The organism is Streptomyces sp. NBC_01288 (assembly GCF_035982055.1).
GTDB lineage: Bacteria > Actinomycetota > Actinomycetes > Streptomycetales > Streptomycetaceae > Streptomyces.
The window spans coordinates 7,622,569-7,648,658 of the sequence record NZ_CP108427.1 but is presented as its reverse complement, the minus strand read 5'-3'; the positions used below and the strand labels follow the sequence as shown (position 1 = coordinate 7,648,658).

At 68.5% G+C, this 26,090-nt stretch carries 25 protein-coding genes, 1 pseudogene and 1 riboswitch; of the genes and pseudogenes, 9 read left to right on the top strand and 17 right to left on the bottom strand.

Translation table 11 applies throughout. The annotated features are described in order from the left end of the window. Positions 1 to 79 precede the first annotated feature (79 nt). Together OG194_RS34515 and OG194_RS34510 are read left to right on the top strand one after the other, a co-directional pair. Positions 80 to 814, top strand: coding sequence for a rhomboid family intramembrane serine protease (locus OG194_RS34515; RefSeq protein WP_327404680.1), 735 nt, complete (start codon positions 80 to 82; stop codon positions 812 to 814). Beyond that, a complete protein-coding gene (locus OG194_RS34510) occupies positions 811 to 1,092 on the top strand; it encodes an Lrp/AsnC family transcriptional regulator (RefSeq protein WP_019062383.1) in 282 nt (93 codons plus the stop codon). The genes OG194_RS34515 and OG194_RS34510 overlap by 4 nt, the downstream gene beginning before the upstream one ends. Before the next feature lie 113 nt (positions 1,093 to 1,205). On the opposite strand, the pseudogene OG194_RS34505 reads toward OG194_RS34510, so the two are convergent. The 7 genes and pseudogenes from OG194_RS34505 to ctaE form a co-directional block, all read right to left on the bottom strand. Continuing rightward, positions 1,206 to 1,349, bottom strand: a pseudogene (locus OG194_RS34505) (aminotransferase class V-fold PLP-dependent enzyme); the annotation flags it as partial. A 373-nt stretch (positions 1,350 to 1,722) separates the two neighbouring features. Next, the gene (locus tag OG194_RS34500) at positions 1,723 to 3,084 is read right to left on the bottom strand and encodes an aminotransferase class V-fold PLP-dependent enzyme (RefSeq protein WP_327404679.1); all 1,362 of its coding nucleotides are present in this window, start codon (positions 3,082 to 3,084) and stop codon (positions 1,723 to 1,725) included. A 165-nt stretch (positions 3,085 to 3,249) separates the two neighbouring features. Next, a riboswitch (SAM riboswitch) is annotated at positions 3,250 to 3,366 on the bottom strand. A 76-nt stretch (positions 3,367 to 3,442) separates the two neighbouring features. Continuing rightward, entirely contained in the window at positions 3,443 to 4,507 is a 1,065-nt protein-coding gene (gene trpD, locus OG194_RS34495; RefSeq protein WP_327404678.1) for an anthranilate phosphoribosyltransferase, read from the bottom strand. A 134-nt stretch (positions 4,508 to 4,641) separates the two neighbouring features. Further along, positions 4,642 to 6,273, bottom strand: a complete 1,632-nt coding sequence (gene qcrB, locus OG194_RS34490) for a cytochrome bc1 complex cytochrome b subunit (protein WP_327404677.1) — start codon at positions 6,271 to 6,273, stop codon at positions 4,642 to 4,644. Then, complete coding sequence (gene qcrA, locus OG194_RS34485; protein WP_033284405.1) at positions 6,270 to 7,325, bottom strand: cytochrome bc1 complex Rieske iron-sulfur subunit; 1,056 nt, start codon at positions 7,323 to 7,325, stop codon at positions 6,270 to 6,272. The genes qcrB and qcrA overlap by 4 nt, the downstream gene beginning before the upstream one ends. Further along, a complete protein-coding gene (qcrC, locus tag OG194_RS34480) occupies positions 7,322 to 8,131 on the bottom strand; it encodes a cytochrome bc1 complex diheme cytochrome c subunit (protein ID WP_327404676.1) in 810 nt (269 codons plus the stop codon). The genes qcrA and qcrC overlap by 4 nt, the downstream gene beginning before the upstream one ends. 80 nt (positions 8,132 to 8,211) lie before the next feature. Then, the gene (gene ctaE, locus OG194_RS34475) at positions 8,212 to 8,832 is read right to left on the bottom strand and encodes an aa3-type cytochrome oxidase subunit III (RefSeq protein WP_019062389.1); all 621 of its coding nucleotides are present in this window, start codon (positions 8,830 to 8,832) and stop codon (positions 8,212 to 8,214) included. Between the two features lie 157 nt (positions 8,833 to 8,989). Between ctaE and OG194_RS34470 the strand changes: the two genes are divergently transcribed. Then, positions 8,990 to 9,391 (top strand): hypothetical protein, encoded by a 402-nt coding sequence (locus OG194_RS34470; RefSeq protein WP_327404675.1) that lies wholly within the window; start codon positions 8,990 to 8,992, stop codon positions 9,389 to 9,391. Positions 9,392 to 9,498: 107 nt separating this feature from the next. On the opposite strand, the gene OG194_RS34465 is transcribed toward OG194_RS34470, so the two are convergent. The 4 genes from OG194_RS34465 to ctaC form a co-directional block, all read right to left on the bottom strand. Beyond that, positions 9,499 to 10,764, bottom strand: coding sequence for a L,D-transpeptidase (locus OG194_RS34465; protein WP_327404674.1), 1,266 nt, complete (start codon positions 10,762 to 10,764; stop codon positions 9,499 to 9,501). A gap of 130 nt (positions 10,765 to 10,894) precedes the next feature. Continuing rightward, positions 10,895 to 11,293, bottom strand: coding sequence for a cytochrome c oxidase subunit 4 (locus OG194_RS34460; RefSeq protein WP_033284401.1), 399 nt, complete (start codon positions 11,291 to 11,293; stop codon positions 10,895 to 10,897). Further along, a complete protein-coding gene (gene ctaD / locus OG194_RS34455) occupies positions 11,290 to 13,026 on the bottom strand; it encodes an aa3-type cytochrome oxidase subunit I (RefSeq protein ID WP_327404673.1) in 1,737 nt (578 codons plus the stop codon). The genes OG194_RS34460 and ctaD overlap by 4 nt, the downstream gene beginning before the upstream one ends. After that, the gene (ctaC, locus tag OG194_RS34450; RefSeq protein ID WP_033284151.1) at positions 13,023 to 13,982 is read right to left on the bottom strand and encodes an aa3-type cytochrome oxidase subunit II; all 960 of its coding nucleotides are present in this window, start codon (positions 13,980 to 13,982) and stop codon (positions 13,023 to 13,025) included. The genes ctaD and ctaC overlap by 4 nt, the downstream gene beginning before the upstream one ends. 308 nt (positions 13,983 to 14,290) lie before the next feature. Between ctaC and OG194_RS34445 the strand changes: the two genes are divergently transcribed. Further along, positions 14,291 to 15,658 carry a cysteine desulfurase/sulfurtransferase TusA family protein gene (locus tag OG194_RS34445; protein WP_327404672.1) on the top strand — a complete coding sequence of 456 codons (1,368 nt, stop codon included), beginning with the start codon at positions 14,291 to 14,293 and terminating at the stop codon, positions 15,656 to 15,658. 66 nt (positions 15,659 to 15,724) lie between these two features. Here OG194_RS34445 and OG194_RS34440 read toward each other — a convergent pair whose 3' ends face one another. Beyond that, positions 15,725 to 16,699: a carbohydrate kinase family protein gene (locus OG194_RS34440; protein ID WP_327404671.1), complete on the bottom strand. Its 975-nt coding sequence runs from the start codon at positions 16,697 to 16,699 to the stop codon at positions 15,725 to 15,727. Between the two features lie 131 nt (positions 16,700 to 16,830). On the opposite strand from OG194_RS34440, the gene OG194_RS34435 reads away from it, so the two are divergent. Together OG194_RS34435 and OG194_RS34430 are read left to right on the top strand one after the other, a co-directional pair. Further along, positions 16,831 to 17,076, top strand: a complete 246-nt coding sequence (locus tag OG194_RS34435; protein WP_327404670.1) for a hypothetical protein — start codon at positions 16,831 to 16,833, stop codon at positions 17,074 to 17,076. Between the two features lie 168 nt (positions 17,077 to 17,244). Beyond that, a complete protein-coding gene (locus OG194_RS34430; protein WP_327404669.1) occupies positions 17,245 to 19,206 on the top strand; it encodes a hypothetical protein in 1,962 nt (653 codons plus the stop codon). Positions 19,207 to 19,337: 131 nt separating this feature from the next. Here the strand turns inward: OG194_RS34430 and OG194_RS34425 are convergent, their stop codons facing one another. Continuing rightward, positions 19,338 to 19,694, bottom strand: a complete 357-nt coding sequence (locus OG194_RS34425; protein ID WP_019065032.1) for an iron-sulfur cluster assembly accessory protein — start codon at positions 19,692 to 19,694, stop codon at positions 19,338 to 19,340. 296 nt (positions 19,695 to 19,990) lie between these two features. Here OG194_RS34425 and nadA point away from each other — a divergent pair, with 296 nt between their 5' ends. Continuing rightward, entirely contained in the window at positions 19,991 to 21,175 is a 1,185-nt protein-coding gene (gene nadA / locus OG194_RS34420; RefSeq protein WP_327404668.1) for a quinolinate synthase NadA, read from the top strand. 16 nt (positions 21,176 to 21,191) lie between these two features. Here the strand turns inward: nadA and OG194_RS34415 are convergent, their stop codons facing one another. From OG194_RS34415 to OG194_RS34400, 4 genes are all read right to left on the bottom strand, one after another. Next, a complete protein-coding gene (locus OG194_RS34415; RefSeq protein WP_327404667.1) occupies positions 21,192 to 21,878 on the bottom strand; it encodes a response regulator transcription factor in 687 nt (228 codons plus the stop codon). Then, the gene (locus OG194_RS34410; RefSeq protein WP_327404666.1) at positions 21,875 to 23,122 is read right to left on the bottom strand and encodes a sensor histidine kinase; all 1,248 of its coding nucleotides are present in this window, start codon (positions 23,120 to 23,122) and stop codon (positions 21,875 to 21,877) included. The genes OG194_RS34415 and OG194_RS34410 overlap by 4 nt, the downstream gene beginning before the upstream one ends. A 135-nt stretch (positions 23,123 to 23,257) precedes the next feature. Beyond that, entirely contained in the window at positions 23,258 to 23,536 is a 279-nt protein-coding gene (gene pspAA, locus OG194_RS34405) for a PspA-associated protein PspAA (RefSeq protein WP_327404665.1), read from the bottom strand. 22 nt (positions 23,537 to 23,558) lie between these two features. Then, positions 23,559 to 24,362: a PspA/IM30 family protein gene (locus tag OG194_RS34400; protein WP_327404664.1), complete on the bottom strand. Its 804-nt coding sequence runs from the start codon at positions 24,360 to 24,362 to the stop codon at positions 23,559 to 23,561. A gap of 178 nt (positions 24,363 to 24,540) precedes the next feature. Here OG194_RS34400 and OG194_RS34395 point away from each other — a divergent pair, with 178 nt between their 5' ends. Continuing rightward, the gene (locus OG194_RS34395) at positions 24,541 to 25,242 is read left to right on the top strand and encodes a DUF3043 domain-containing protein (protein WP_327404663.1); all 702 of its coding nucleotides are present in this window, start codon (positions 24,541 to 24,543) and stop codon (positions 25,240 to 25,242) included. 83 nt (positions 25,243 to 25,325) lie between these two features. Then, the gene (locus OG194_RS34390) at positions 25,326 to 26,027 is read left to right on the top strand and encodes a class I SAM-dependent methyltransferase (protein WP_327407310.1); all 702 of its coding nucleotides are present in this window, start codon (positions 25,326 to 25,328) and stop codon (positions 26,025 to 26,027) included. Positions 26,028 to 26,090: the final 63 nt, after the last annotated feature.

Sequence of the window (26,090 nt, the reverse complement as noted above, 5' to 3'; positions counted from 1 at the left end):
GCGGGTACTCGCCGCTCGGCCGTCCACAGCGGCGATTCACCCTGTCCCGTTGCATCCCGTTACGTCATGCTCTGTAACCATGATCAGCAACTGGGGCTCGGCACTCACCAGGCCGTTCCGCGGCACCTCGACGCCCATGACGTACACCCTGATCGGCCTGTGCTGCCTGATCTTCGTCCTCGGCCCGGCCTCGGGCTTCGTCCCGTCCTACGGCACCGGGGACGCGCTGCTCGCCGCGCAGCGGGCGTACTTCCGCCGCTGGGGCGTGGTCCCGGCCGACCTGTTCGGCAGCCCCGCCCGGGAGGCCCTGACCCCGGTCACGGCCCTCTTCATCCACGGCAGCTGGATCCATCTCCTCGGCAACATGCTCTTCCTCTACGTCTTCGGAGCGATGACCGAGGAACGGCTTGGCCGGGTCGAGTTCACCCTGTTCTACGTCGTCTGCGGCTACCTGGCGCTGCTGGGCTACGCGGTGGCCAACGCCGACTCCGAGCAGTCGCTGGTCGGCGCGTCCGGGGCGATCTCGGCGGTCCTCGGGGCGTTCCTGTACTTGTTCCCCCGGGCCCGCGTGACGAGTCTCCTCCCCTTCCTCTTCTTCCTGCCGCTGCGGTTCCCCGCGTGGGTCGTGCTGCCGTTCTGGGCGGCCCTCCAGTGGCTGGCGGCGGGCCAGGCGGCGCAGGGGCCCGGGGTGGCGTACCTCGCCCACTTGGTGGGCTTCACGCTGGGCTTCGGTTACGCGTGGGTGCGATTCGGTCGTACGACTAGAGTTGGGCCCGCCCCAGTAACGGTCCCCGAGGGAGAGAACCAGCCGTGATCACCGCGATCGTCCTCATCAAGACCAGCGTGGACCGGATTCCGGAGATCGCCGAGTCGATCGCCGCGCTCGAATCCGTGAGCGAGGTCTTCTCCGTCACCGGTACGTATGACTTGATCGCGATGGTTCGGGTGCGGCAGCACGAGGACCTGGCCGAGGTGATCCCTGGGCGGATCAGCAAGATCCCCGGGGTCGAGGGGACGGATACGCACGTGGCGTTCCGGACGTACTCGCAGCATGACCTTGAGGCGGCGTTCGCGATCGGGCTGGACTCTTGAGATGAGCGCCTAGTGGGGTGGGGGCGCGGATCGTTTGCGGGTGACCGGTTCGTCGTGGCTGGTCGCGCAGTTCCTCGCGCCCCTTCAGGGCACGCCCCTGACGTCAGTCGAGATCACACCGCCGGGACGCAGCGGCCGTTCTCCGTGTGGTAGGTCCACTCGGCGCCCTTAGTCACCAGTTCGCGTACCGCGTCTACGAAACGCTCGACGTGCTCGTCCGGCGTTCCCGCGCCGAGGCTCACCCGGATCGCGTTGAGCCGGTCCAGTATCGAGAGCACCTGGTCGTCCGCCACCCGCTGCCGAACATGGTCGGCGACGGACGTGTCCACTGGTTCCCGGGGCGCTCCTCGTCCGTCTCCGTGGTCTGCCACTCGTCGACGGCGAAACCGTGCTCGACGCTGCTCGTCTCGTCTGAAGCTCATGTCCCTGATGGAACGCCAGTGCGTCACGTCCGCCCAGCGACGGATCCGCGTACCGGGTACGAGGACGAACCCCTCCTCGTACGAGTGGACGGACCTGCCGCCGAGGAGACGCGGCACACGCCGTACGACCGCCTCGCCCAGCGGCTCGCCCAAGCCTTCGGCCGCCGCCGCTCAGCTCACCCCAGGTGGTGTCCCCGCCCCTGGACGGTCACACGGCCGGTACGCAACGGCCGTCCTGCGTACGGTAGTTCCACTTCGCGCCGTCGGTCACGAGCTCCCGTACCGCCGTCACGAACCGCTCGACGTGCTCGTCCGGGGTGCCCGCGCCGAAGCTGACCCGGATCGCGTTGAGGGACTTTTCACCCGGGGCCGCCTCGGGGGCGCCGCACTCGCCCTGGGTCTGCGGGTCGGACCCCAGCAGGGTGCGGACCAGCGGGTGGGCGCAGAAGAGGCCGTCTCGGACTCCGATGCCGTACTCCGCGGAGAGGGCGGCGGCGAAGTGGGAGCTGTTCCAGCCGTCGACCACGAAGGAGATCACGCCCACCCGGGGGGCGTCGTCGCCGAACAACGACAAGACGCGCACCTCCGGAACCTCTGCCAGGCCCGCGCGCACCTTCTCGATCAGGTGCTGCTCTCGGGCGACCAGCGTGTCGAAGCCCGCCTCCGTCAGTGCCTTGCAGGCCGAGGCGATGGAGTAGGCGCCGATGACGTTCGGGGAACCGGCCTCGTGCCGGGCCGCGCTGTCGTGCCACTCCACGTCCACTCCCCCGTCCTCGCGCCGGGTGACCTTGCGGCTGGCGCCGCCGCCCGCGAGGTAGGGGTCGGCCGCCTGGAGCCAGTCCGCGCGGCCGGCCAGGACGCCCGAGCCGAAGGGGGCGTAGAGCTTGTGGCCGGAGAAGGCGATCCAGTCGACGTCGAGGTCCTGGACGGACACCGGGTGGTGCGGGGCGAGTTGGGCGGCGTCCAGGACGATACGGGCGCCGTGGGCGTGAGCCGCGGCCGCCAACTCCCGTACGGGCCACAGTTCGCCGGTGACGTTCGAGGCGCCGGTGACGCAGACCAGGGCCGGGCCCTGAGGGTCGCGGGCGGCGAGTGCCTGCTCCAGGGTCTCGACCGCCTGGCCCGGGGTGCGCGGGGCGTTGAGGTAGGTGACCCGGGCGTCCTTCCACGGGAGCAAGGACGCGTGGTGCTCGGTCTCGAAGACGAAGACCTGGCAGTCGGCCGGGAGGGCGGCGGCGAGGAGGTTCAGGGAGTCCGTGGTGGAGCGGGTGAAGATCAGCTGGTCGTCGGCGCGGCAGTCCAGGAACTCCTCGACCGTCCTGCGGGCGTTCTCGAACAGGTCGGTGGAGAGCTGCGAGAGGTAACCGGCGCCTCGGTGCACGCTGCCGTAGTACGGGGCGTAGGCCGCCACGTCGTCCCAGACGCGCTGGAGGGCGGGGGCGCTGGCCGCGTAGTCGAGCGCCGCGTAGGTGACTTCGCCGCCCGTGACGAGCGGGACGGTGACATCCCGGCCGAGAACGGGCAGCTGGGCACAAATGGTCTGGGCGGCGGCAACAGTGGAGACAGACATGGCGAACTCCCGTGAGAGGCAGGCGAATTCACTGCGCGAGGGGGCATGGCTTCGGCGCAGGAAAGGGTGAAGGGGGATGTGCGGAGTGGGGGCTTCGCGCCCTATCGCATTCGCTTGCTCACAGAGAGCTCCCTCGATGACCAGGACCCCTGGTGTCTTTCGAGGGGCCCGCGCTTGCCGCAGACCTCGCTGCCTACGGCCTGGTCTTCACCCGGGGCACCCCGCCACGGACGGAGGGTTGCCGGACAGTCGGCCGGGGCCTCATGACTGTCACTCATGACCTGGTCGGAAAACTTACGCGAGGTGATCGTCGTCCCGCAACCCGTGTCCGGATCGCGGGACGACGACCGCCGTACCGCTATGCGTTGCTGGCGGCGGCCCAGCGCTCCAGCGTGCGCTTGGCCGCCCCCGAGTCGATCGACTCCCGCGCCTTCTCCATCCCGGCCCGGATCCGGTCCACCAGCGGCCCGTCCCCGGCCTCCAGCGCCACCAGGGCCGCCGCCGAGTTCAGGAGTACGGCGTCCCTTACGGGGCCCGTCTCGCCGTCCAGGAGACGGCGGGCGACGCCCGCGTTGTACTCGGGGTCGGCGCCGCGCAGGGCTTCCACGGGGACCAGTTCGAGGCCGACGTCCCGCGGGTCGAAGGACTCCTCGGTGACCTTGCCGTCGCGGACGATCCACACCCGGGAGGTGGCCGTGGTCGTCAGCTCGTCGAGGCCGTCGTCGCCGCGGAACACCAGCGCGGAGGAGCCGCGTTCGGCCAGCACGCCCGCGATGAGCCCGGCCATGCGGGTGTCGAAGCAGCCGACCGCCGACGAGGTGACCCTGGCCGGGTTGGTGAGCGGGCCGAGGAGGTTGAACGCGGTCGGCACCCCCAGGTCCCGCCGGACCGCGCCCGCGAACCGCATCGTGGGGTGGAACTTGGCCGCGAAGCAGAACGTGATCCCGGCCTCCTCCACCACCTGCGCGACCCGCTCGGGCGACAGCTCCAGGTTGATGCCGAGCCGCTCCAGCACGTCGGAGGAACCGCTCGCCGAGGACGAGGCGCGGTTGCCGTGCTTGACGACCTTCGCGCCGGTGCCGGCGATCACGATGGCGGACATCGTCGAGATGTTGACCGTCTTGGCCCGGTCGCCGCCCGTACCGACGATGTCGACGGCCGGCCCCGGGATGTCCAGCGGCTTCGCGTGGGCGTACATCGTCTCGACGAGGCCGTTGATCTCCTCGACGGTCTCGCCCTTGGCCCGCAGCGCCACCAGGAAGCCCGCGATCTGGGCGTCCGCCGCCTCGCCGCTCATGATGCGGTCCATCGCCCACGCCGTGTCGGCGGTGCTCAGGTCCTGTCCGGCCAGCAGCGCGCTCAGTACGTCGGGCCAGGAACGGGCCGCCGCGGTGTCGCCTCCAGCGGGGGTCACAGCGCTCATACGGCCGCTCCTGAGTGTCGTAGAAACTTGGTTTTAATAGGCGTCCCCACCCTATCCAGCGCGGGGCACGGCGAAGGGCCCCGTCCGGTGTTCGGACGGGGCCCTTCGACTGTGGCGTGGCGACGCCTCAGCGATCAGTGGTGGCCGTGGCCGCTCGTGATCTCCTTGTACTCCTCGACGGTGGGCTTGGGGATCTGGGACTCCTCGCCGTAGTACGCCTCGCTCAGCTTGGCGCGCAGCTTCTGGGAGCCCTTCACCTTGCGCTCGACGCCGTTGTCGTCGACGGTCGCACCGATCGCGGCCGGCTCGTACTGCTCGTGCGCGGTGAGCGTGTGCAGCGCGTCCTGACTGAGCGGCTCGTGGATCTCGACGAACTCACCGTGCGGCAGGCGCTTGATGATGCCCGACTCGCGGCCGTGCAGCACCTTGTCCCGGTCGCGGCGCTGGAGGCCGAGGCAGACCCGCTTGGTGGCGATGAAGACCAGCACCGGCACCACGAAGAAGCCGACGCGCACGAACCAGGTGATCGAGTTGATCGACAGGTGGAAGTGCGTGGCCCAGATGTCGTTGCCGCCACCGATGAGCAGGACGAAGTACCAGGAGATCCACGCGACGCCGAAGGCCGTACGGGTCGGGACGTTGCGCGGGCGGTCCAGGATGTGGTGCTCGCGCTTGTCGCCGGTGACCCAGGACTCGATGAACGGGTAGACCGCGATCGCGACCAGGACCAGCGGGAAGACGATCAGCGGGATGAACACGCCCAGGACGAGCGTGTGACCCCAGAAGTTGATCTCCCAGCCAGGCATGACACGGATCAGGCCCTCGGAGAAGCCCATGTACCAGTCGGGCTGGGCGCCCGTGGACACCATGTCCGGACGGTACGGGCCCATGGTCCAGATCGGGTTGATCGAGGCGATCGCCGAGACGGCCGCGATGACACCGAAGACCAGGAAGAAGAAGCCTCCGGCCTTGGCCATGTAGACCGGCAGCAGCGGCATGCCGACGACGTTGTTGTTCGTCTTTCCGGGACCCGCGAACTGCGTGTGCTTGTGGTAGAAGACCAGGATCAGGTGGCCGACCACCAGGCCGAGCATGATGCCCGGCAGCAGCAGGATGTGGATCGAGTAGAAGCGGGACACGAAGTCGCCGCCCGGGAACTCGCCGCCGAAGAGGAAGAACGACAGGTACGTGCCGACGATCGGCACGGACAGGACCGCGCCCTCCATGAAGCGGACACCGGTGCCGGAGAGCAGGTCGTCCGGGAGCGAGTAACCGGTGAAGCCGGTGAACATGCCCAGGACGAACAGCAGGAAGCCGAACAGCCAGTTGACCTCACGCGGCTTGCGGAACGCACCCGTGAAGAACACGCGCATCATGTGCACGAACATGGCGGCGAGGAAGATCAGCGCCGCCCAGTGGTGGATCTGACGGATCAGCAGACCGCCGCGCACATCGAAGGAGATGTGCATCGTCGAGTTGAACGCCTCCGACATCAGCTGCCCCTGGAGCGGGACATAGCTGCCGTGGTACGTCACCTCGTTCATCGACGGGTGGAAGAACAGCGTCAGATACACACCCGTGAGGATGATGATGATGAAGCTGTAGAGGCAGACCTCACCCAACATGAACGACCAGTGGTCGGGGAAGATCTTGCGCATGTTGGACTTGGCGAGGGAGTAGATCCCGAGCCGTCCGTCGGCCCAGTCGGCGATCTTCTCGCCGGCCGGTGCTTTGTCGCGCCGCTCATTGTTCTCGTTGGTGCTCATCCGCGCTCCCAGAATGCAGGACCGACGGGCTCCTCGAAGTCGCCGAGCGCCTGGAGGTAGCCCTCGTCGCTCACGCCGATGCGCAGCTGCGGCAGGGCGTGACCGGCCGGGCCGAAGATCACTCGGGCACCGTCGGAGAGGTCGAAGGTGGACTGGTGGCACGGGCACAGCACGTGGTGCGTCTGCTGCTCGTACAGGGAGATCGGGCAGCCCACGTGGGTGCAGATCTTCGAGAAGGCCACGATGCCCTCGTGCGCCCACTCCAGTTCGCGCTTGTCCTTGATGTTGTCCGGCTGGAGCCGGACGATCATCAGCGCCGACTTGGCGATCTCGGTCTGGAACTCCTCGTCGGTCTCCTCCAGGCCCTCGGGCTTGGCGAAGGTGAGCGAGCCGACGGCCACGTCCGAGGGACGCAGCGGCAGGTTCGTGTTCATGTTGACGAGCAGCTTGCCCTTGGACCACAGGGTGTGGCGGAGTTTCGTCCCCGGCAGCGGGCCCAGGTCGCGCAGCAGCATGACGCCGGAGAGCGGGAACAGGGCCAGCGCGCCGAACATCGTGTTGCGGATCAGCTTGCGACGGCCGAGCGCCGACTCCTTGGCACCGTCCTTGAAGTCGGCCATGACCTTGGCCTTGACCTCGGGGGGTGCCTCGATCGCGTGCCGCTCGTCGGCGATCTCCACGTCGGACATCAGGGTGCGGGCCCAGTGGACCGCGCCCGCGCCGATGGTGAAGAGCGCTCCGCCGAGGGTCAGACCCAGCGCGAAGTTGAGCGCGTTGATGTGACCGATCGGGAAGACGAAGATCGCCTTGTCGTGCGGGATCGCCACGTACGAGGCGATGAAGCCGACCGTGAGGAGCATCGACAGCGTGAACAGGAAGGCGACGACGCGCTCGGACCGCTTGGCGGCCCGCTCGTCGATGTCCTGGACACGGTGCTCGTGGGGCGGGAGTCCCGGGTCGGCGAACGGGTCCTGCTCGTCCGCGACCGACACCGCGCCGTGCGCGTCCTGCTCAGCGGGCAGGTTCTCTTCTGGAATGTCTTGGCTACTCATGACTTCTTGGCCTTTGCGGTCCGAGCGGCGACCCAGACGGCTACCGCGATCAGCACGCCCAGACCGAAGATCCAGGCGAAGAGACCCTCACTGACCGGACCGAGACCACCCAGCTCAAGCCCGCCGGGGCTCTCGGTGTTGTCGCCGTTGACCGCGTTGAGGTACGCGATGATGTCCTTCTTGTTCTTCGACGACAGCGTGGTGTCGGGGAAGGAAGGCATGTTCTGCGGGCCGGTCTGCATGGCCTCGTAGATGTGCTTCGGGGCAACGCCTTCGAGGCTCGGCGCGAACTTGCCGTGCGTCAGCGCGCCGCCCTTCCCGGTGAAGTTGTGGCACTGGGCGCAGTTGGTGCGGAACAGCTCGCCACCCTTGGCGATGTCCGAACCGGCGGGCCCGTACTCGTTCTTCGTCGGGATGACCGGACCGGCGCCCAGCGAGGCGATGTACGCCGCGAGCTGGTCGATCTCGGCCTGGGAGTAGATGACCTTCTTGGCCGGGATCTGAGCACCCGGCTGCTGCGCCGGCATCCGGCCGGTGCCGACCTGGAAGTCGACCGCCGCGGCGCCGACACCCACCAGGCTCGGACCGTCGGAACTGCCCTGACCGCCGGTGCCGTGGCAGCTTGCACAGCCGACGGCGAACAGCTTCTTGCCCTCGTCGATGGCGAGGGACTGAGCGGACTCGTCGGCCTGCGCCTTGCCCGCGGGGGCGAGGAAGCTGAACACCCCCCCGGATACCGCCAGCGCGAGGAGGAGTACGACGACCGCCGCCAGCGGATGGCGTCGTCGTGTGGAGAGCTTTTTCACGGATTACCCCGGTGTCAGGATCTTCTGCGTCGATGCTTCTGGAATGTGCGCTTCTTGGCTGCGCGCGGGATCGGGCCCGACTACTTGATCAAGTAGATCGTGGCGAAGAGGCCGATCCAGACGACATCGACGAAGTGCCAGTAGTAGGACACGACGATGGCCGCGGTCGCCTGTTCGTGAGTGAACCTCTTCGCCGCGTAGGTACGTCCGAGGACGAACAGGAAGGCGATGAGGCCGCCCGTCACGTGCATGCCGTGGAACCCGGTGGTCAGGTAGAACACCGAGCCGTACGGGTCGGAGGACAGCGAGATGCCGTCCTTCTTCACCAGCTCCGTGTACTCGAAGATCTGACCGCCGATGAAGATCGCACCCATCACGAACGTGATGATGAACCAGCCCCGGAGCTTCTTCACGTCCCCGCGCTCGGCGGCGAAGACGCCGAGCTGGCAGGTGAGGGAGGAGAGCACCAGGATCGTGGTGTTGGTCGCGGAGAATGGAATGTTGAGATGGCTCGCCATCTCCTTCCAGTGGTCCGGACCGGTCACCGATCGCAGGGTGAAGTACATCGCGAAGAGGGCCGCGAAGAACATCAGCTCGGAACTCAGCCAGATGATGGTTCCGACGCTGGTGAGGTTCGGTCGGTTGACCGACGGGTGCGCGTGCCCGGTTTCTACTGTCGTTGCTGTCGCCACGACCGACATTATGTCGGTCGCTTATCCCGCCCTCACTCCGGGGGGTGCCGTTCGGAGTGTTCGCAGCGTGTGTACTGCCCGTATGGCCCATCGCAGGGGTGTTCCAACAGGTGTTGACGGGGTGTTCAAGGGAGTAGCATCCGCGCAACGGACCTTGGGAGGAAGAATGCAGGCGACCGCCACGGTGCTGGTCTACAGCGATGACTCCAACACCCGCGAGCAGGTGCGGTTGGCCTCCGGCAAGCGGCCGGCGTCCGATGTGCCGTTGGTCGAGTTCCTTGAGTGCGCTACGCCCGCGGCGGCTTTGAAGGAGCTGGACCGGGGTGGGATCGACGTCTGTGTGTTCGACGGGGAGTCCTCGCCGATGGGGGGCATGGGACTGTGCCGCCAGGTGAAGGACGAGGTCTTCAACTGCCCGCCGGTGCTGGTGTTGATCGGGCGGCCTCAGGATGCGTGGCTCGCCACGTGGAGCCGTGCGGAGGCTGCTGTGACCTTGCCTGTGGACCCCGTTGAGTTCGCGGCCACTCTTGCCTCTCTGTTGCGTGAGAAGCGGGCCTTGAGCGCCTAGTAGCTCGGGGCGGCCCGCAGTTTCGCGGCTGCGGGCCGGTTGTGGTTGCTCGCGCCCACGCGGCGGAGCCGCAAATGTCACAGCCCCGCGCCCCTTTGGGGCGCGTCTCACACGGACTCAGGGCGGAGCCGTGCCGCATCCTCCGGCCGAGGCCCATCCGGCGTTCCGCCCACCAGTGCGCTGCCGCCTCGCCAGTTCTTCCAGCCGAGGTTCCAGTCGCCGAAGCCGTTGCCGAAGGGTTCCATGTCGTCGCCGTTGGAGTTGACGACCTTGACCACGTCGCCCTCGTGGATGGTGTCGAAGAACCACTCGGCGTTGCTGGTGCTCATGCCGGTGCAGCCGTGGCTGACGTTCGCGGAGCCCTGGGAGCCCACGGACCAGGGGGCGGCGTGGACGTACTCGCCGCTCCAGGTGACGCGGGTCGCGTAGTAGACGGGGAGGTCGTACGAGTCCGAGGAGCCCTCGGAGATGCCGACGGTGGTTCCGCGCATCCGTACGAAGTACTCCTTGCCCAGGACGACCTTGACGCCGTTTCGGGTCTCGAAGCCGGGCTTGCCGGTGGTGACGGGGATCTCGTTGATCTCCTCGCCGTTCCTGTAGACCGTCATCTCGTGGGACGCGGCGTCCGTGACGGCGACGATCTTGTCGCCCGTGGTGAGCTTGAGGCCCTTTGAACTGCCGCCCCACAGGCGGTCGCTGATCTTCACGCCGTCGAGGTTGCTGCGCACCTGGACGGTGGCGTGGGCGGGCCAGTAGTCCTTGGGGCGGTAGTGGAGTTCCTTGTCGTCCACCCAGTGCCAGGCGCCCTCCACGGCGGGTACGGAGTCCACCCTCAGGGCGCGTTCCACGATGGCCCGCTGTGCCTTGTCCTTGACGGGCATGTTCAGTTCGGCGGTGATCGGCTGTCCGACGCCGTACTGGCCCGCGTCCGGCCCGAACTTCACCGTCAGGCTCTTCTTGGCCGTCGGCTTGCTGGTGTCGAAGGTGAGGACCTTGCGGCCGGGGGCGCCGTCCTCGTCCTCCGTGCTCACCCGGACCGTGTAGTGGGCGTTGGCGGCCAGCGGGGAGGTGCTGTGCCAGCGAGTGCCGTCGGCGGCGAGTTCGCCCGTGACGTAGCGTCCCGTGGCGTCCATGGCGGTGACGTCCGTGATGCGCCCGTCGTCACCGGAGGCGGTGACGGCCAGGGGCTTGTCGGGGTCGACCTTCTTGCCCTTGCCGGACGGGCCGTTGAAGGAGATCTGCCCCGCCGCGTCGTACGGCTTGGCCGACAGCGGGTTGCCGCCGTCGGACCCGCAGGCGGTGACGCCCGCGCCGAGGGAGATCACCAGCAGGGTGCAGCTGACGACGGTGCGGGTGCGCGGAGAGTGGCTCATGAGCCGAGGTTATGAAGCTTCGTCAGCCCCGGCGCGGTGGGTCACTCGGACGAGGGACCGGCGTTGCGGCAAAAGCACGAGCCCGGACCCTCCTGACGGAGTGTCCGGGCTCGTGAGGGCTCTGCGCGTGCTACTGGGTGCGGTCTTCACCGCGGTAGTACTCGAAGACCCAGCCGTACAGGCCGATCATGATGATCGGGGCGGAGAAGTACAGCAGCCACCAGCCGATCGCGATCGACAGGAAGGCCAGTGCGCCACCGACACCGAGGGCGAGGGGCTGCCAGCTGTGCGGGCTGAAGAAGCCCACCTCGCCGGCCTCGTCCGCGACGTCGGCCTCCTTGTTGTCCTGCGCGAGCGTGTCGATCCGCCGGGCGGTGAAGCCCAGGTAGAAGCCGACCATGATGCACAGGCCGAAGGCCATGAAGAGGGCCGTGGTACCGGCCGCCTCCTTGGACCAGACGCCGTAGACGATCGCCGTGGCGAGCACGAAGACGGCCAGCCACATGAACATCCTGCCCTGGACCTTCACTTGCCCGCCTCCTTGCCGCCAGTGAGGGCCTTGTCGCCGTGATGCGCGTTCTCAAGCTGGTCGAGAGCGGCGATCTCCGGGTGGTGCAGGTCGAACGCCGGGGATTCGCTGCGGATCCGCGGCAGGGTGAGGAAGTTGTGCCGCGGTGGCGGGCAGGACGTCGCCCATTCGAGCGAACGGCCGTAGCCCCACGGGTCGTCGACCTCGACCTTCTTGCCGTACTTGGCCGTCTTCCACACGTTGTAGAGGAACGGCAGGATCGACAGGCCGAGCAGGAAGGAGCTGATCGTCGAGATCGTGTTCAGGGCGGTGAAGCCGTCCTGCGCCAGATAGTCGGCGTAACGACGCGGCATGCCCTCGGCACCCAGCCAGTGCTGGACCAGGAAGGTGCCGTGGAAGCCGATGAACAGCGTCCAGAAGGTGATCTTGCCGAGGCGCTCGTCGAGCATCTTGCCGGTCATCTTCGGCCACCAGAAGTGGAAGCCGGAGAACATCGCGAACACGACCGTGCCGAACACCACGTAGTGGAAGTGGGCGACGACGAAGTACGAGTCCGAGACGTGGAAGTCCATCGGCGGCGAGGCCAGGATGACACCGGTCAGACCACCGAAGGTGAAGGTGATCAGGAAGCCGGTGGCCCAGAGCATGGGGGTCTCGAAACTCAGGGACCCCTTCCACATCGTTCCGATCCAGTTGAAGAACTTCACGCCGGTCGGTACGGCGATGAGGAACGTCATGAAGGAGAAGAACGGCAGCAGGACTCCGCCGGTGACGTACATGTGGTGGGCCCACACGGTCACGGAGAGGCCGGCGATGGAGATCGTGGCCGCGACCAGTCCCATGTAGCCGAACATCGGCTTGCGGGAGAAGACCGGGATGACCTCGGAGATGATGCCGAAGAACGGCAGGGCGATGATGTACACCTCTGGATGGCCGAAGAACCAGAAGAGGTGCTGCCACAGCAACGCACCGCCGTTGGCGGCGTCGAAGACGTGTGCCCCGAATTTCCGATCCGCCTCCAGCGCGAAGAGCGCGGCGGCGAGGACCGGGAAGGCCAGCAGAACGAGTACGGCGGTGAGCAGCACGTTCCACACGAAGATCGGCATGCGGAACATCGTCATGCCCGGTGCACGCATGCAGATGATCGTGGTGATGAAGTTGACCGCACCGAGGATCGTGCCGAAGCCGGAGAAGGCCAGACCCATGATCCACATGTCGGCGCCGATACCCGGCGAACGGACCGCGTCCGACAGCGGGCTGTACGCGAACCAGCCGAAGTCCGCCGCGCCCTGCGGGGTGAGGAAGCCCCCGACCGCGATGGTCGAGCCGAACAGGTAGAGCCAGTAGGCGAACATGTTCAGCCGCGGGAACGCCACGTCGGGCGCGCCGATCTGGAGCGGCATGATCCAGTTCGTGAAACCGGCGAACAGCGGCGTCGCGAACATCAGCAGCATGATCGTGCCGTGCATCGTGAACGCCTGGTTGAACTGCTCGTTCGACAGGATCTGGAGACCCGGCCGGGCCAGCTCGGCGCGCATCAGCAGCGCCATGACGCCGCCGATCAGGAAGAACGCGAACGACGTGACCAGATACAGCGTGCCGATCGTCTTGTGGTCGGTGGTGGTGAGCCACTTGATCACGACGTTACCGGGTTGCTTGCGCCTTACCGGCAGCTCGTCCGCGTAATGGGACTCCGCCGCCGCGGCACCCTGAGGTTCGTTGAGGATGCTCACAGGTTGTTCGTCTCCCGGTTCTTCTCGTGGCTCGTCTGCGCGATGCCAGCGGGGATGTAACCGGTCTGCCCCTTCTTGGCGAGGTCCTTGAGGTGCTGCTGGTAACGCTCCGGCGAGACGACCTTCACGTTGAACAGCATCCGGGAGTGGTCGACGCCGCAGAGCTCGGCGCACTTGCCGAGGTAGGTGCCCTCCTTGTTGGGGGTCACCTGGAAGGAGTTGGTGTGGCCCGGGACGACGTCCATCTTCATCAGGAACGGCACCACCCAGAAGTCGTGGATGACGTCCCGTGAGGTGAGGACGAAGCGGACCGTCTCGCCCTTGGGGAGCCAGAGGGTCGGGCCCGGGTTGCCCGTCTGCGGGTTCTTCGTGGCGGGCGTACCGACGTCGTAGACTCCGCCGGCGTTCGCCGGGAACTCCTTCTTGAACCGGTCCGGAATGGCCGCCAGGTTCTTGTCGGTCGTCGCGTCGCCGCTGACACCGTCGACGTTCTCGATGTAGTTGAAGCCCCAGCTCCACTGGAAGCCCACGACGTTGACCGTCACGTCGGGCTTCTTGTCGAGGCTCAGGAGCTTCGTCTCGTCGCGGGCGGTGAAGTAGAACAACACCGAGACGATGATGAGCGGAACAACCGTGTACAGCGCCTCAATAGGCATGTTGTAACGGGTCTGCGGGGGGATCTCGACCTTGGTGCGGCTGCGCCGGTGGAACACGACGCTCCACATGATCAGGCCCCACACCAGGATGCCGACGGCCAGCGCGGCGGCCCAGGACCCCTGCCACAGGGAGAGGATCCGCGGACCCTCCTCCGTGGTCGGGGTGGGGAAACCAAGGCGAGGAAAGTCCTTGGATGTGCAACCGGTCGCGGTCGCCAGGACCAGGCCCGCAGTCATTGCCTGCAGCAGCTTCCGCCGCATCGGGCGCCGCGGCGAGCGGTCGGAGCCGTTGGGACTCACGTAGCGCCTTCCCGAGAGTCTCGCCCGCGCGGATTGGCTGCGGCCTGCCTTCACGCGGGTCGGTCGCCGCCCTGCGTCGGGCAGGGGTTTGGATGTTTATGCGGACCAAACCCTAGCCGACGCCCTCCGGGGGTTCGCGGGGAGGGTGGCATACGCGCCGGGGTTTACTCCGGGCGCCTAATAGCTCGGGGGTTGAGGTGGTTTGGGCGAGTGCGGGATGCGTTGTGGCTTGTCGCGCCCCGCGGCGGAGCCGCTATGTCACAGTCCCGCGCCCCTTCGTAACGTGCCCCTCGTTCTAACGTTGGCGTGTGTCCTACTTTGATGCTGCCTCTTCCGCTCCTCTCCATCCCGTCGCGCGGCAGGCGCTGTTGGCGTCTCTCGACGACGGGTGGGCGGATCCTGCTCGGCTGTATCGGGAAGGGCGTAAGGCGCGATTGCTGCTGGACGCTGCCCGTGAGGCGGCCGCCGAGGCTGTCGGGTGCAGGGCCGATGAACTCGTCTTCACGTCCTCCGGGACGCGGGCCGTACACACGGGGATCGCGGGGGCGTTGGCGGGGCGGCGGCGCGTCGGGCGTCACCTGATCGTGTCAGCGGTTGAACACTCTTCCGTGCTCCATTCGGCCGAGGCACTGGTCGCGGAGGGCGGTTCGTCGACCGAGGTGCCGGTGGACCGTACGGGTGCGGTGAGCGTGGCGGCCTACGCCGACTCCCTCCGCTCGGACACCGCGCTGGCCTGCCTCCAGTCGGCCAACCACGAGGTGGGGACCGTGCAGCCGGTCGCCGAGGTGGCCGAGGCATGCCGGGCGGTCGGGGTGCCGTTGCTGGTCGACGCGGCGCAGTCGCTGGGCTGGGGTCCGGTCGAGGGCGCGTGGTCGCTGCTCGCGGCCAGCGCGCACAAGTGGGGCGGCCCGGCCGGCGTCGGCCTGCTGGCGGTACGCAAGGGCGCGCGCTTCGCGCCCCAACGCCCCGTGGACGAACGGGAGTCGGGCCGCGCCGCCGGCTTCGAGAACATCCCCGCCGTGGTGGCCGCGGCCGCCTCCCTCCGCGCGGTCCGCGCGGAAGCGGCCCAGGAGGCGCTACGGCTGCGGGAACTGACGGAGCGGATCCGGGCCCGGGTACCGAAGCTGGTGCCGGGGGTGGATGTGGTCGGCGATCCGGTGCGGCGGCTGCCCGGGATCGTCACCTTCTCCTGTCTCTACGTCGACGGCGAGACCCTCCTCCACGAACTCGACCGCGCCGGTTTCTCCGTCTCCTCCGGCTCGTCCTGCACGAGCAGCACGCTGACACCCAGCCATGTGCTGAAGGCGATGGGCGTACTGAGTGAGGGAAATGTGCGGGTGTCGTTGCCGAGGGGGGCGGTGGAGGAGGACGTCGAGCGCTTTCTCGCCGTACTCCCGGGGGTGGTGACGGGAGTACGGGAGAAGCTGGGAGCGCAGGCGCCGGTGACCCTCGTAGAAGACGACTCGCTCGTCGTGAACGCCCTCGGCAAGCGCTGCCCGATCCCGGTGATCGAGCTGGCGAAAGTCATCGGAGATGTGCCGGTGGGTGGCACGGTCAGGGTCCTGTCCGACGACGAGGCGGCACGGCTGGACATCCCGGCTTGGTGCGAGATGCGGGGCCAGGAGTACGTGGGGGAAGAGGAGGGCCCGGCGTACGTGATCCGCCGGGTAAGTTGAGCGCCCTTAAGGGGCGCGGGGAACTGCGCGACCAGCCCCCACGCACCCGCACCCGCACCCGACGAATCAGCCCAGGTAACCCCGAACCTCACCCGCCGCGTCATGCCCATACGCCTTGGTGAACCGGTCCATGAAGTGCACCCGCCGCAGCTGATACTCCTGCGTACCCACCGTCTCGATGACGAGAGTCGCCAGCATGCAACCGACCTGCGCCGCCCGCTCCAGCGAAACCCCCCACGCCAGCCCCGAGAGGAACCCCGCCCGGAACGCGTCGCCGACACCCGTGGGGTCGGCCTTGCGCTCCTCCTCCGCGCAGCCGACCTCGATCGGGTCCATACCGACGCTCTCGATACGGACACCGCGCGGGCCGAGCGTGGTGACACGGTGGCCGACCTTGGACAGGATCTCCTCGTCGCTCCAGCCGGTCTTGGACTCGATGAGTCCCTTCTCGTACTCGTTCGAGAAGAGGTACGCCGCCCCGTCCAGCAGGATGCGGATGTCGTCGCCCTCCATGCGCGCGATCTGCTGGGAGAAGTCCGCGGCGAAGGGGATGGAACGGGTACGGCACTCCTCCGTGTGGCGGAGCATCGCCTCGGGGTCGTCCGCGCCGATCAGGACCAGGTCGAGGCCGCCCACGCGGTCGGCGACGGTCTTCAGCTCGATCTGCCGGGCCTCGCTCATGGCACCGGTGTAGAAGGAGCCGATCTGGTTGTGGTCGGCGTCGGTGGTGCACACGAAACGGGCGGTGTGCAGCGTCTCGGAGATACGCACCGAGCCGGTGTCGACGCCGTGCCGGTCGAGCCAGTCGCGGTACTCGGCGAAGTCGGAGCCGGCGGCGCCGACCAGGATCGGCGCGGTGCCGAGCTGGCCCATGCCGAAGGCGATGTTGGCGCCGACACCTCCCCGGCGTACGTCGAGGTTGTCGACCAGGAAGGAGAGCGACACCGTGTGCAGCTGGTCCGCGACCAGCTGGTCGGCGAAGCGGCCGGGGAAGGTCATGAGGTGGTCAGTGGCGATGGAGCCGGTGACTGCGATGCGCACGGCGAGGACTCTCCTGAGGGAGGCTGCGTTGACACTTCACGCTACCCGGTCCGCACGGCGGCTCTGAAGGTGCCAAAACTACCCGATAGTAGATCTTTCTTCGCGAGGTCGAGCGTGCCTACGGTGCCGCTATGACGAACCTCAAGGTCGACGGCCCCGTTCCGGTTCACTTTCCCGTTCACGTTCCGGTCCATCTCGAAGGCGAGGGCGAGGCCGATCTCGCGTCGCTGCGCGGCGACTGCGCCCGGATGGCTCCCCACTGGACGGTTCCCGACCGGATCGTCACCCACCCGGTGTCCCCGGCGCTCATCCACGGGGTGACCGTGCCGTCGACGTCGGCCCGGCTGCTGGACGGTATGTCGGAGTACGGCAACTGAGCGGAGTCGTTCGGCAGGATCGGCGCGCTCGGGGGAACCGTGCGCTCCCCCGCTGCGTCCCATCGCTGTCCCCCGTAAAGGGGATGCGGGATACGACCCTTCTGCCTGCCCCTTTGACAGGGCCGGGTCAGGGTCATGGGACAGTTGCGCAGCCGAAGGAGCGATGCGGTGAACACCGAGCGACCCGACAACGACGACACGACCGGCACGTCCGGTGACGTGCGGGGCGTGGGGGACGCCGCGAAGGGCTCCGCGAAGGGGCCCGAGGTCGACGACACCGGGGCCGGCGGGGAAGTGACCGGTGCCGAGACCGGCAGTGGGGAAAAGACTGGATCTACGGCGCCCGACGCGGAGGCCGGTACCGGTCGGCCGGACGAGACGGGGTCCACGGCATCCGGCGTAGAAGCCGACCCCTCGGAAGCAGCGGAAGAAGTCGAGCCGACGGGGTCGGACACGGAAGCCGAGCGGCCGGAAGATGTCGAACTCTCGGCATCCGACGCCGAGGCGGACCGACCTGAAGAAGTCAGCCTCGCGGCATCCGACGCCGAGGCGGACGACCGACCGGAAGCCGCCGACCCCACACCCCCCGAGGCCGCCCACCTGGAGCAGCCCGTCGCAACCGCCGCCGACACCGAACTCTCCCTGCACGACCACTCCCCCGAAACCGACGACGACCGGCGCCCCGCCCGATCCAGGTCGCCCCTCGTCATCGCCTCCGTGGCCGCCGCCGTGCTGCTCGTCGGAGGGGGCGGGGCGTATCTGGCGTCGTCCTCGTCCGGGTCCGGGGGTTCGGCGGAAGGGACGGGGTCCGCGGCGTCCGGCGCCGACGGGACCCCGCCGCCGCTCGCGCTCGACGGGTACTCCTCCGGCGGTACGAGTGGGATCGCGTCCGGGGAGCCGAATCCGTACGGGGAGACGTATCGGGCCGTGGGGAGTCTGCCCGACGGGCCGGACTCCGCCGCCGTGTACCCGCCGGAGGGCGAGGTCGGCAAGGACGCGGTGAGCCGGCTCGCGAAGGCGCTCGGGGTCGTGGGGACGCCGGTCGCCGAGGGGCAGCTCTGGAAGGTGGGCGGGCAGGACGGTACCGGGCCCAGCCTTCAGGTGAACAAGGCGGCGCCGGGCATGTGGACCTTCAGCCGCTACGCGCCCGGCACCGACGACTGCACCGGCGGCACCCTCAAGTGCACGCACGATCCCGGCACTTCGGCCACCGACCCGGTGAGCGCGTCCGTGGCCGAGAAGGCCGCCGCCCCGATCCTCAAGGCCGTCGGCCAGGACGACGCGAAGGTCGACGCGAGCCAACTCATGGGCGCGCAGCGGGTGGTGAACGCCCAGCCGGTGATCGGCGGGCTGCCGACGTACGGGTGGACCACCGGGCTGACCGTCAGTGCCCAGGGTGAAGTGGTCGGCGGGAGCGGGGACTTGGCGGCGCCGATGAAGGGTGACGTCTATCCCGTGCTGAGTGCCCAGAAGACGCTCGACCTGATGAACGCGGCGCCGAAGTCCGACCACCGCATGGGCATCGGCGGTTGCGCCAGCCCCGTACCGCTGAAGGACCGGCTGGAGGCGCCCTGCGGGTCGTCGACCTCGTCGACCGCTTCCCCCGCCGCTACGCCCACGCAGGCGTCGACCACCGTCGAGCACGCGGTGTTCGGGCTCGCCGTGCACTCCGTGAACGGGCAGCAGATGCTGGTGCCGTCCTGGTTGTTCGAGGCGCGGCAGCCGGGCGGGCAGGACAGCTTCACGCTGACGTATCCGGCGATCGACCCGAAGTACCTGGCCTCGGCCAACACACCCACCCCTACGGCGAGTTCGACGTCCACCGCGGCGCCGCACGACATCAAGGCGGACGGTTACACGGCCGACGGGAAGAGCCTCACCGTGGCCTTCACCGGCGGGGTGTGCGCGGACTACAAGGCGTCGGCCGTGGAGAGTTCGGACAAGGTGACGGTCACGGTGACGGACACGCCCTGGCCGAACAAGATCTGCGTCATGATCGCCAAGATCTACCACCAGACCGTGCAGTTGAAGGCGCCGGTCGGTGACCGGACGGTCGTGGGGGCGGACGGCACGAAGATCCCCGTGGAGAAGAAGGTCGAGGTGGGGGCAGGACCCTCACTCGCCCGGTAGCGACGACCGCAGCAGTAACCGCAGCAGTAACGACCCCACGGGCTCCGGAAAAGCCCGAAGGCGGCGGCCCTGTCGGAGGGGGCCGCCGCCTTCGTTCTGCTCAGTCGCCCCCAGTGGGGCTTGAGCCGGGCTTAGCTGAACGAGTCGCCACAGGCGCAGGAACCCGTCGCGTTCGGGTTGTCGATCGTGAAGCCCTGCTTCTCGATGGTGTCGACGAAGTCGATGGAGGCGCCGCCCAGGTACGGGGCGCTCATACGGTCGGTGACGACCTTGACACCGCCGAAGTCCTTGACGACATCGCCGTCCAGGGAGCGCTCGTCGAAGAAGAGCTGGTAACGCAGGCCGGAGCAGCCGCCGGGCTGGACGGCGACACGCAGAGCCAGATCCTCACGGCCTTCCTGGTCGAGCAGGGCCTTGACCTTCGCCGCGGCGGCGTCGGACAGAAGGATGCCGTCGGTGACGGTGCTGGTCTCGTCCGATACGGACATCTACATCTCTCCCGGGTTGTACGGAGACTGCTTGCCGACATTTCAACCGGCGTGGCCGCGGATTCATTCCGGGCCGGGCGGCGTTCTTTTCGCCTGTACCTCTTCTGCTCTCTCTTCCATGCTCGCACACACCCGCAAGGTCCCTCGCCGAGTGCGTCCCGGGATTGATGTCACATCGACGCTATGGCCATCGTCAAACTGACGTGAAGCGGTTATGATAGATAACGTCAATTCGACGAAAAGGGCCGTCCTCCCATCAGGGCGGCCCGGCCCGCAGAACAGAAAGGGTGCGTGTCGTGACCACCGCCCAGACCCAGGAGCTCGACGTTCAGCCGACGCCCCTCGCCCTGCTTCTCCTCGGCCGTGAGGCCGACCCGAGCAGCGAGCGCGGCGTCGAGTGCCCCGGTGACCTGCCCTCGCCGTCCGACCCGGACCTGGTCGAGCGGGCCCGCGCGGCCAAGGAGAAGCTCGGCGACAAGGTCTTCGTGCTCGGCCACCACTACCAGCGCGACGAGGTCATCCAGTTCGCCGACGTCACGGGTGACTCCTTCAAGCTGGCCCGGGACGCGGCCGCGCGCCCGGAGGCCGAGTACATCGTGTTCTGCGGTGTGCACTTCATGGCGGAGTCCGCGGACATCCTCACCGGCGACGACCAGAAGGTCGTCCTCCCCGATCTCGCGGCCGGCTGCTCGATGGCCGACATGGCCACCGCCGAGCAGGTCGCCGAGTGCTGGGACGTGCTGACCGAGGCCGGGACAGCCGAGCAGGTCGTGCCCGTGTCGTACATGAACTCGTCCGCCGACATCAAGGCGTTCACGGGCAAGCACGGCGGCACGATCTGTACCTCGTCGAACGCCGAGCGGGCCCTTGAGTGGGCCTTCGAGCAGGGCGAGAAGGTCCTGTTCCTGCCGGACCAGCACCTGGGCCGCAACACGGCGGTCCGCGACCTCGGCCTGAGCCTCGACGACTGCGTGCTCTACAACCCGCACAAGCCCAACGGGGGCCTCACCGTTGAGCAGTTGAGGGCCGCGAAGATGATCCTGTGGCGCGGCCACTGCTCCGTGCACGGCCGCTTCTCGCTGGAGTCGGTGGAGGACGTGCGGGCCCGGATCCCGGGTGTCAACGTCCTCGTGCACCCCGAGTGCAAGCACGAGGTCGTGAGCGCGGCGGACTACGTCGGCTCAACCGAGTACATCATCAAGGCACTTGAGGCGGCCCCGGCCGGTTCCAAGTGGGCCATCGGCACCGAGCTGAATCTCGTACGACGGCTCGCGAACCGTTTCGCCCCCGAGGGCAAGGAGATCGTCTTCCTCGACAAGACGGTCTGCTTCTGCTCGACCATGAACCGCATCGACCTCCCCCACCTGGTCTGGACCCTGGAGTCCCTCGCCGAGGGCAACCTGGTCAACCGCATCGAGGTGGACAAGGAGACGGAGGCGTTCGCCAAGCTGGCGCTGGAGCGGATGCTGGCGCTGCCGTAGCCGTAGCCGTACCGGGCTATTCCACCCGCGGCCGGACCAGGCCCGACTCGTAGGCGATGACGACGAGTTGGGCCCGGTCGCGGGCGCCCAGTTTGGACATGGCGCGGTTGACGTGGGTCTTCACCGTCAGGGGGCTGACCTCCAGGCGCTCGGCGATCTCGTCGTTCGAGAGGCCGCCGGCCACCTGGACGAGGACCTCGCGTTCGCGGACGGTGAGGGCGTCGAGGCGTTCGGCTCGGGCCGGGTCACGGTCATCGTCCAGGTCGCCGCCCTGGGCGAGGAAGCGGGCGATCAGGCCCTTGGTCGCCACCGGGGATAGCAGTGCCTCTCCGGCCGCCGCGACCCTGATCGCGCTGAGGAGTTCCTCCGGTTCCGAGCCCTTGCCGAGGAAGCCGGACGCGCCCGCGCGCAGGGACTGGACCACGTAGTCGTCGACCTCGAAGGTCGTCAGTATGACCACGCGGACGTGGGCGAGCGACGGGTCGGCGCTGATCATGCGGGTCGCGGCGAGGCCGTCCGTGCCGGGCATCCGGATGTCCATCAGCACGACGTCGACCCGCTCCTCCTTCGCCAGTCGTACGGCCTGTGCGCCGTCCGAAGCCTCTCCCACGACCTCCATGTCGGGCTCGGAGTCGACGAGTACGCGGAAGGCGCTGCGCAGCAGGGCCTGGTCGTCGGCGAGCAGGACACGGATCGTCGTCATACGGGGTCCCCCGAGGCGCGTGGGCGGGTCTTGACCGGCAGGATCGCATGCACGCGGAAGCCGCCTCCGTACCGGGGACCGGTGGTGAGGGTGCCGCGCAGGGCGGTGACGCGCTCGCGCATGCCGAGCAGGCCGTGCCCGCCGCCGGAGTCGGGGTCGTGGTCCTCGCCGGAGCCGTTGTCGAGGACGGTGACCTCCACGTTCGGGCCCACGCGGACGACACTCACCTCGGCCTTCGCCTCCGTACCGGCGTGTTTCTGCACGTTGGTGAGGGCTTCCTGGATGACGCGGTACGCGGCCAGGTCCACGGCTGCGGGGAGCGTGGTGCCGTTGTCCGCGCGGGCGACCTCGACCTGGAGGCCGGCGCTGCGGAAGGTGCCGGCGAGTTCTTCGAGGCGGTCGAGGCCCGGGGCCGGTTCGGTGGGGGCCTCGGGGTCGCCGGACTGGCGCAACAGGCCGACGGTGGCCCGGAGTTCGTTGAGCGCGGAGCGGCTGGCCTCGCGTACGTGCGCGAGGGCTTCCTTGGCCTGGTCGGGGCGCTTGTCCATGACGTGTGCGGCGACTCCGGCCTGGACGTTGACCAGGGCGATGTGGTGCGCGACCACGTCGTGCAGGTCGCGGGCGATGCGGAGGCGTTCCTCGGCGACCCGGCGGCGGGCCTCCTCCTCGCGGGTGCGTTCGGCCCGTTCGGCGCGCTCGCGTATGGCGTGCACGAATTCCTTACGGCTGCGTACGGCGTCGCCGGCGGCGGCCGCCATGCCGGTCCAGGCGAAGATGCCGAGGTTCTCCTGGGCGTACCAAGGGAGGGGGCCGCCGAGCATCGCGGCGCCTGTCAGCACGGTCATCGTGAGCAGGGCGACGCGCCAGGTCGTCGAGCGGTCGGTGGTGACGGCGACGGTGAACAGGGCGACCACGGCGGACATCGCGACCGGGGCGCGGGGGTCGCTGGTGACGCTCTCGATGAGGGAGGCGGTGGCGGTGACGGCGAGCACCAGCATGGGGGCGCGGCGGCGTTTGACCAGCGCGGCGGCGCCGACCGCCATCAGGATCAGGCTGAGGGGGGCGGGGGTGCGGAGGCCCCAGCTCACACCGTTGTCCCCGTGGGGGTCGACGAAGGATCCGGCGACCATGCAGACGAGCACCGCGGCGGCGAGCGCCGCGTCCAGGGCGGAAGGGTGCGCCTTCGCTTGGCAGCGGGCCCGGTCGAGGGTGCGGGTCCCTGCCGGGGGCGGAACGGGGGCCAACGGTACGTCTCCTTGTGAGTGACCGGTGCTGGGGTGACCCCGTACCGGGGGCTGTCGCCCCCACCCCCGCTTCGGCCTGAACGGCCTCGTCCTCAAACGCCGGACGGGCTGAATACGGTCACCGGCACTGAAGGATCACCCCGGGATCAAGCCGTCGTCGCTCAGCAGGTCCCGGACCTCCTCCAGGGTCGCGTCCTCGGCCGGGAGGATCAGCTCCGACGGCTCCAGGGAGTCGTCCGGCAAGGGCTCGCCCAGTTCCCGGACCTTTGCCAGGAGGGCCTGGAGGGTTTGGCGGAAGGCTGGGCCGTCGCCGTTCTGGACCTCCGTGAGGAGGATGGTGTCCAACTTGTTCAGCTCGGTGAGGTGGCCGTCGGCCAGCCTCACCTGCCCCTCCCCCATGATCCGTACGATCATGTCGCCCTCCTCAGGCGTGGGCCTACTGCTTGTCGAAACGCGGGGTGTCCTGCGGCTGCGAGGACGACTGCGACTGGGACTGGTCCTTGCCGCCTTCGATCGCCTGCTGTGAAGCGGACGAACCGCCGGCCAGCTCCGCCTTCATGCGCTGGAGTTCCAGCTCCACATCCGTACCACCGGACAGGCGTTCCAGCTCGGCCTGGATGTCGTCCTTGGCCATGCCGGTCGGGTCGTCCAGGGCGCCGGAGGCAAGCAGTTCGTCGATCGCGCCGGCGCGGGCCTGGAGCTGCTGGGTCTTGTCCTCGGCCCGCTGGATGGCAAGCCCGACATCGCCCATCTCCTCGGAGATGCCGCTGAAGGCCTCGCCGATCCGGGTCTGCGCCTGGGCCGCCGTGTACGTGGCCTTGATGGTCTCCTTCTTCGTACGGAAGGCGTCCACCTTGGCCTGGAGGCGCTGGGCCGCGAGGGTGAGCTTCTCCTCCTCGCCCTGGAGCGTGGTGTGCTGCGTCTCCAGGTCGGTCACCTGCTGCTGGAGCGCGGCCCGGCGCGAGAGCGCCTCGCGGGCCAGGTCCTCGCGGCCGAGGGCGAGCGCCTTGCGGCCCTGGTCCTCCAGCTTCGAGGACTGCGACTGCAACTGGTTGAGCTGGAGCTCCAGACGCTTGCGGGAGGTGGCGACGTCGGCCACTCCCCGGCGCACCTTCTGAAGCAGCTCCAGCTGCTTCTGGTACGAGTAATCGAGGGTTTCGCGCGGGTCCTCGGCCCGGTCAAGGGCCTTGTTCGCCTTCGCGCGGAAGATCATCCCCATACGCTTCATGACACCGCTCATGGGCTTCGCGCGCCCCCTTCTGACGGACTCCAGCTACAGCGACTACAACAGGACCAACAGTACGGGCCCTGCATCCATTACCGCACTGTTCGGGGACGGATGCGCTCATCCCCAAGGACGACTGACCGCGGTCCTGATCCAGCCTGAGGAGTAGGTGCTCCCCTGGCAGGACCCGCTCATGACGTCCTTCTCTGTCCCCCTACAGACGAGCGGTGTTGCCGGATCGTTCCCCACAGGGCTGGGGTCCAACCCCATTCACCCCTTACCCTTGGGTTTTGTGTTCCGTAGCCGCGCCAAGGAAGAGAAGGCAGCGTCCACCGACAAGGTGTCGCTGACCGACTCCACAATGCCCCGAGACCCTCAGGCCCCGAAGGGTCGGCCCACGCCCAAGCGCAGTGAGTCCCAGACTCAGCGCCGCAGCGTCGCCAACACCTCGATGTCGCGCAAGGACGCCTCCAAGCGCCAGCGCGACGAGCGGCGCACGGCGATGGAGAAGCAGCGCCAGGCGCTCTCCGGCCGTGGCAACGAGCGGGATCTGCCCCTCCGTGACAGGGGTCCGATCCGCAAGTTCGGGCGTGACTACATCGACTCGCGCATCAACATCGCCGAGTTCTTCCTGCCGCTGGCCGTGGTGATCCTCGTGCTCAGCGTGGTGCAGATCCCCGCACTCCAGAACATCGCGCTGCTGCTGTGGCTCGTGGTGATCGTGCTGATCGTGGTCGACTCCTTCTGGAGCGTGTTCCGGCTGCGCAAGCTGCTCGCCGAGCGCTTCCCGGGCCAGGACACCAAGGGCACGGTCTGGTACGCCCTCATGCGCTCCCTCCAGATGCGTCGACTCCGGCTGCCGAAGCCGCAGGTCAAGCGCGGAGAGCGGCCCTGAGCGCGGAGTCATTCTCCGGGGGCGCGGCGGATGCCTGGCTGAGCAGGCTGGGCGGGTTGCGGAATGTCGTACGACAGGAGCTGGTGGCCCGGCAGCTCGACGAGCAGATAGCCGGTCGGTATCCGGTCGGCCGGCGGTTGCGGGTGCTCGACGTCGGGATGGGCCAGGGCACGCAGGCACTGCGGCTGGCCCGGGCCGGGCATCAGGTGACCGGGCTCGAACAGGAACCGAAGATGGTCGCCGCGGCCCGTGAGTCGCTGTCCGGCGAGCCCGAGGGCATCCGGGAGCGGGTCCGCATCATCGAGGGCGACGGCCGGGACACCGGCGTGCACTTCCTGCCGGGCAGCTTCGACGTCGTGCTCTGTCATGGCGTACTGATGTACGTGTCCGAGCCCGATCCGCTGCTCGCGGGTCTCGCCCGAATGCTGGCGCCGGGCGGGCTGCTGTCGCTGCTCGTGCGGAACGCCGACGCGTTGGCCATGCGGCCCGGGCTGTCCTGGGACTGGGCGGCCACGGCGGCCGCTTTCGACTCGGCCGCGTACCGCAATCGGCTCGGCATCGACGCGCGGGCGGACCGGCTGGACACACTGACGGCGACGCTGGCGGGGATCGGGGCGCCGTTGCAGTCCTGGTACGGCGTGCGGGTCTTCACCGACACGGCTCCGGAAGGGGCCGAGATCCCGGCGGACGTCGAGCCGCTGCTGGCCGCCGAGGAGCGGGCCGGGCGGACGGATCCGTACCGGGCGGTGGCCGCGCTGCTGCATCTGTGCGGCGTGCGGGGCTGAGGGCGCGGCTCTCTCCCCCCAGCCCCTAGGGGCCCGTTCGGGTCAGCAGTACAAGCCGGATAT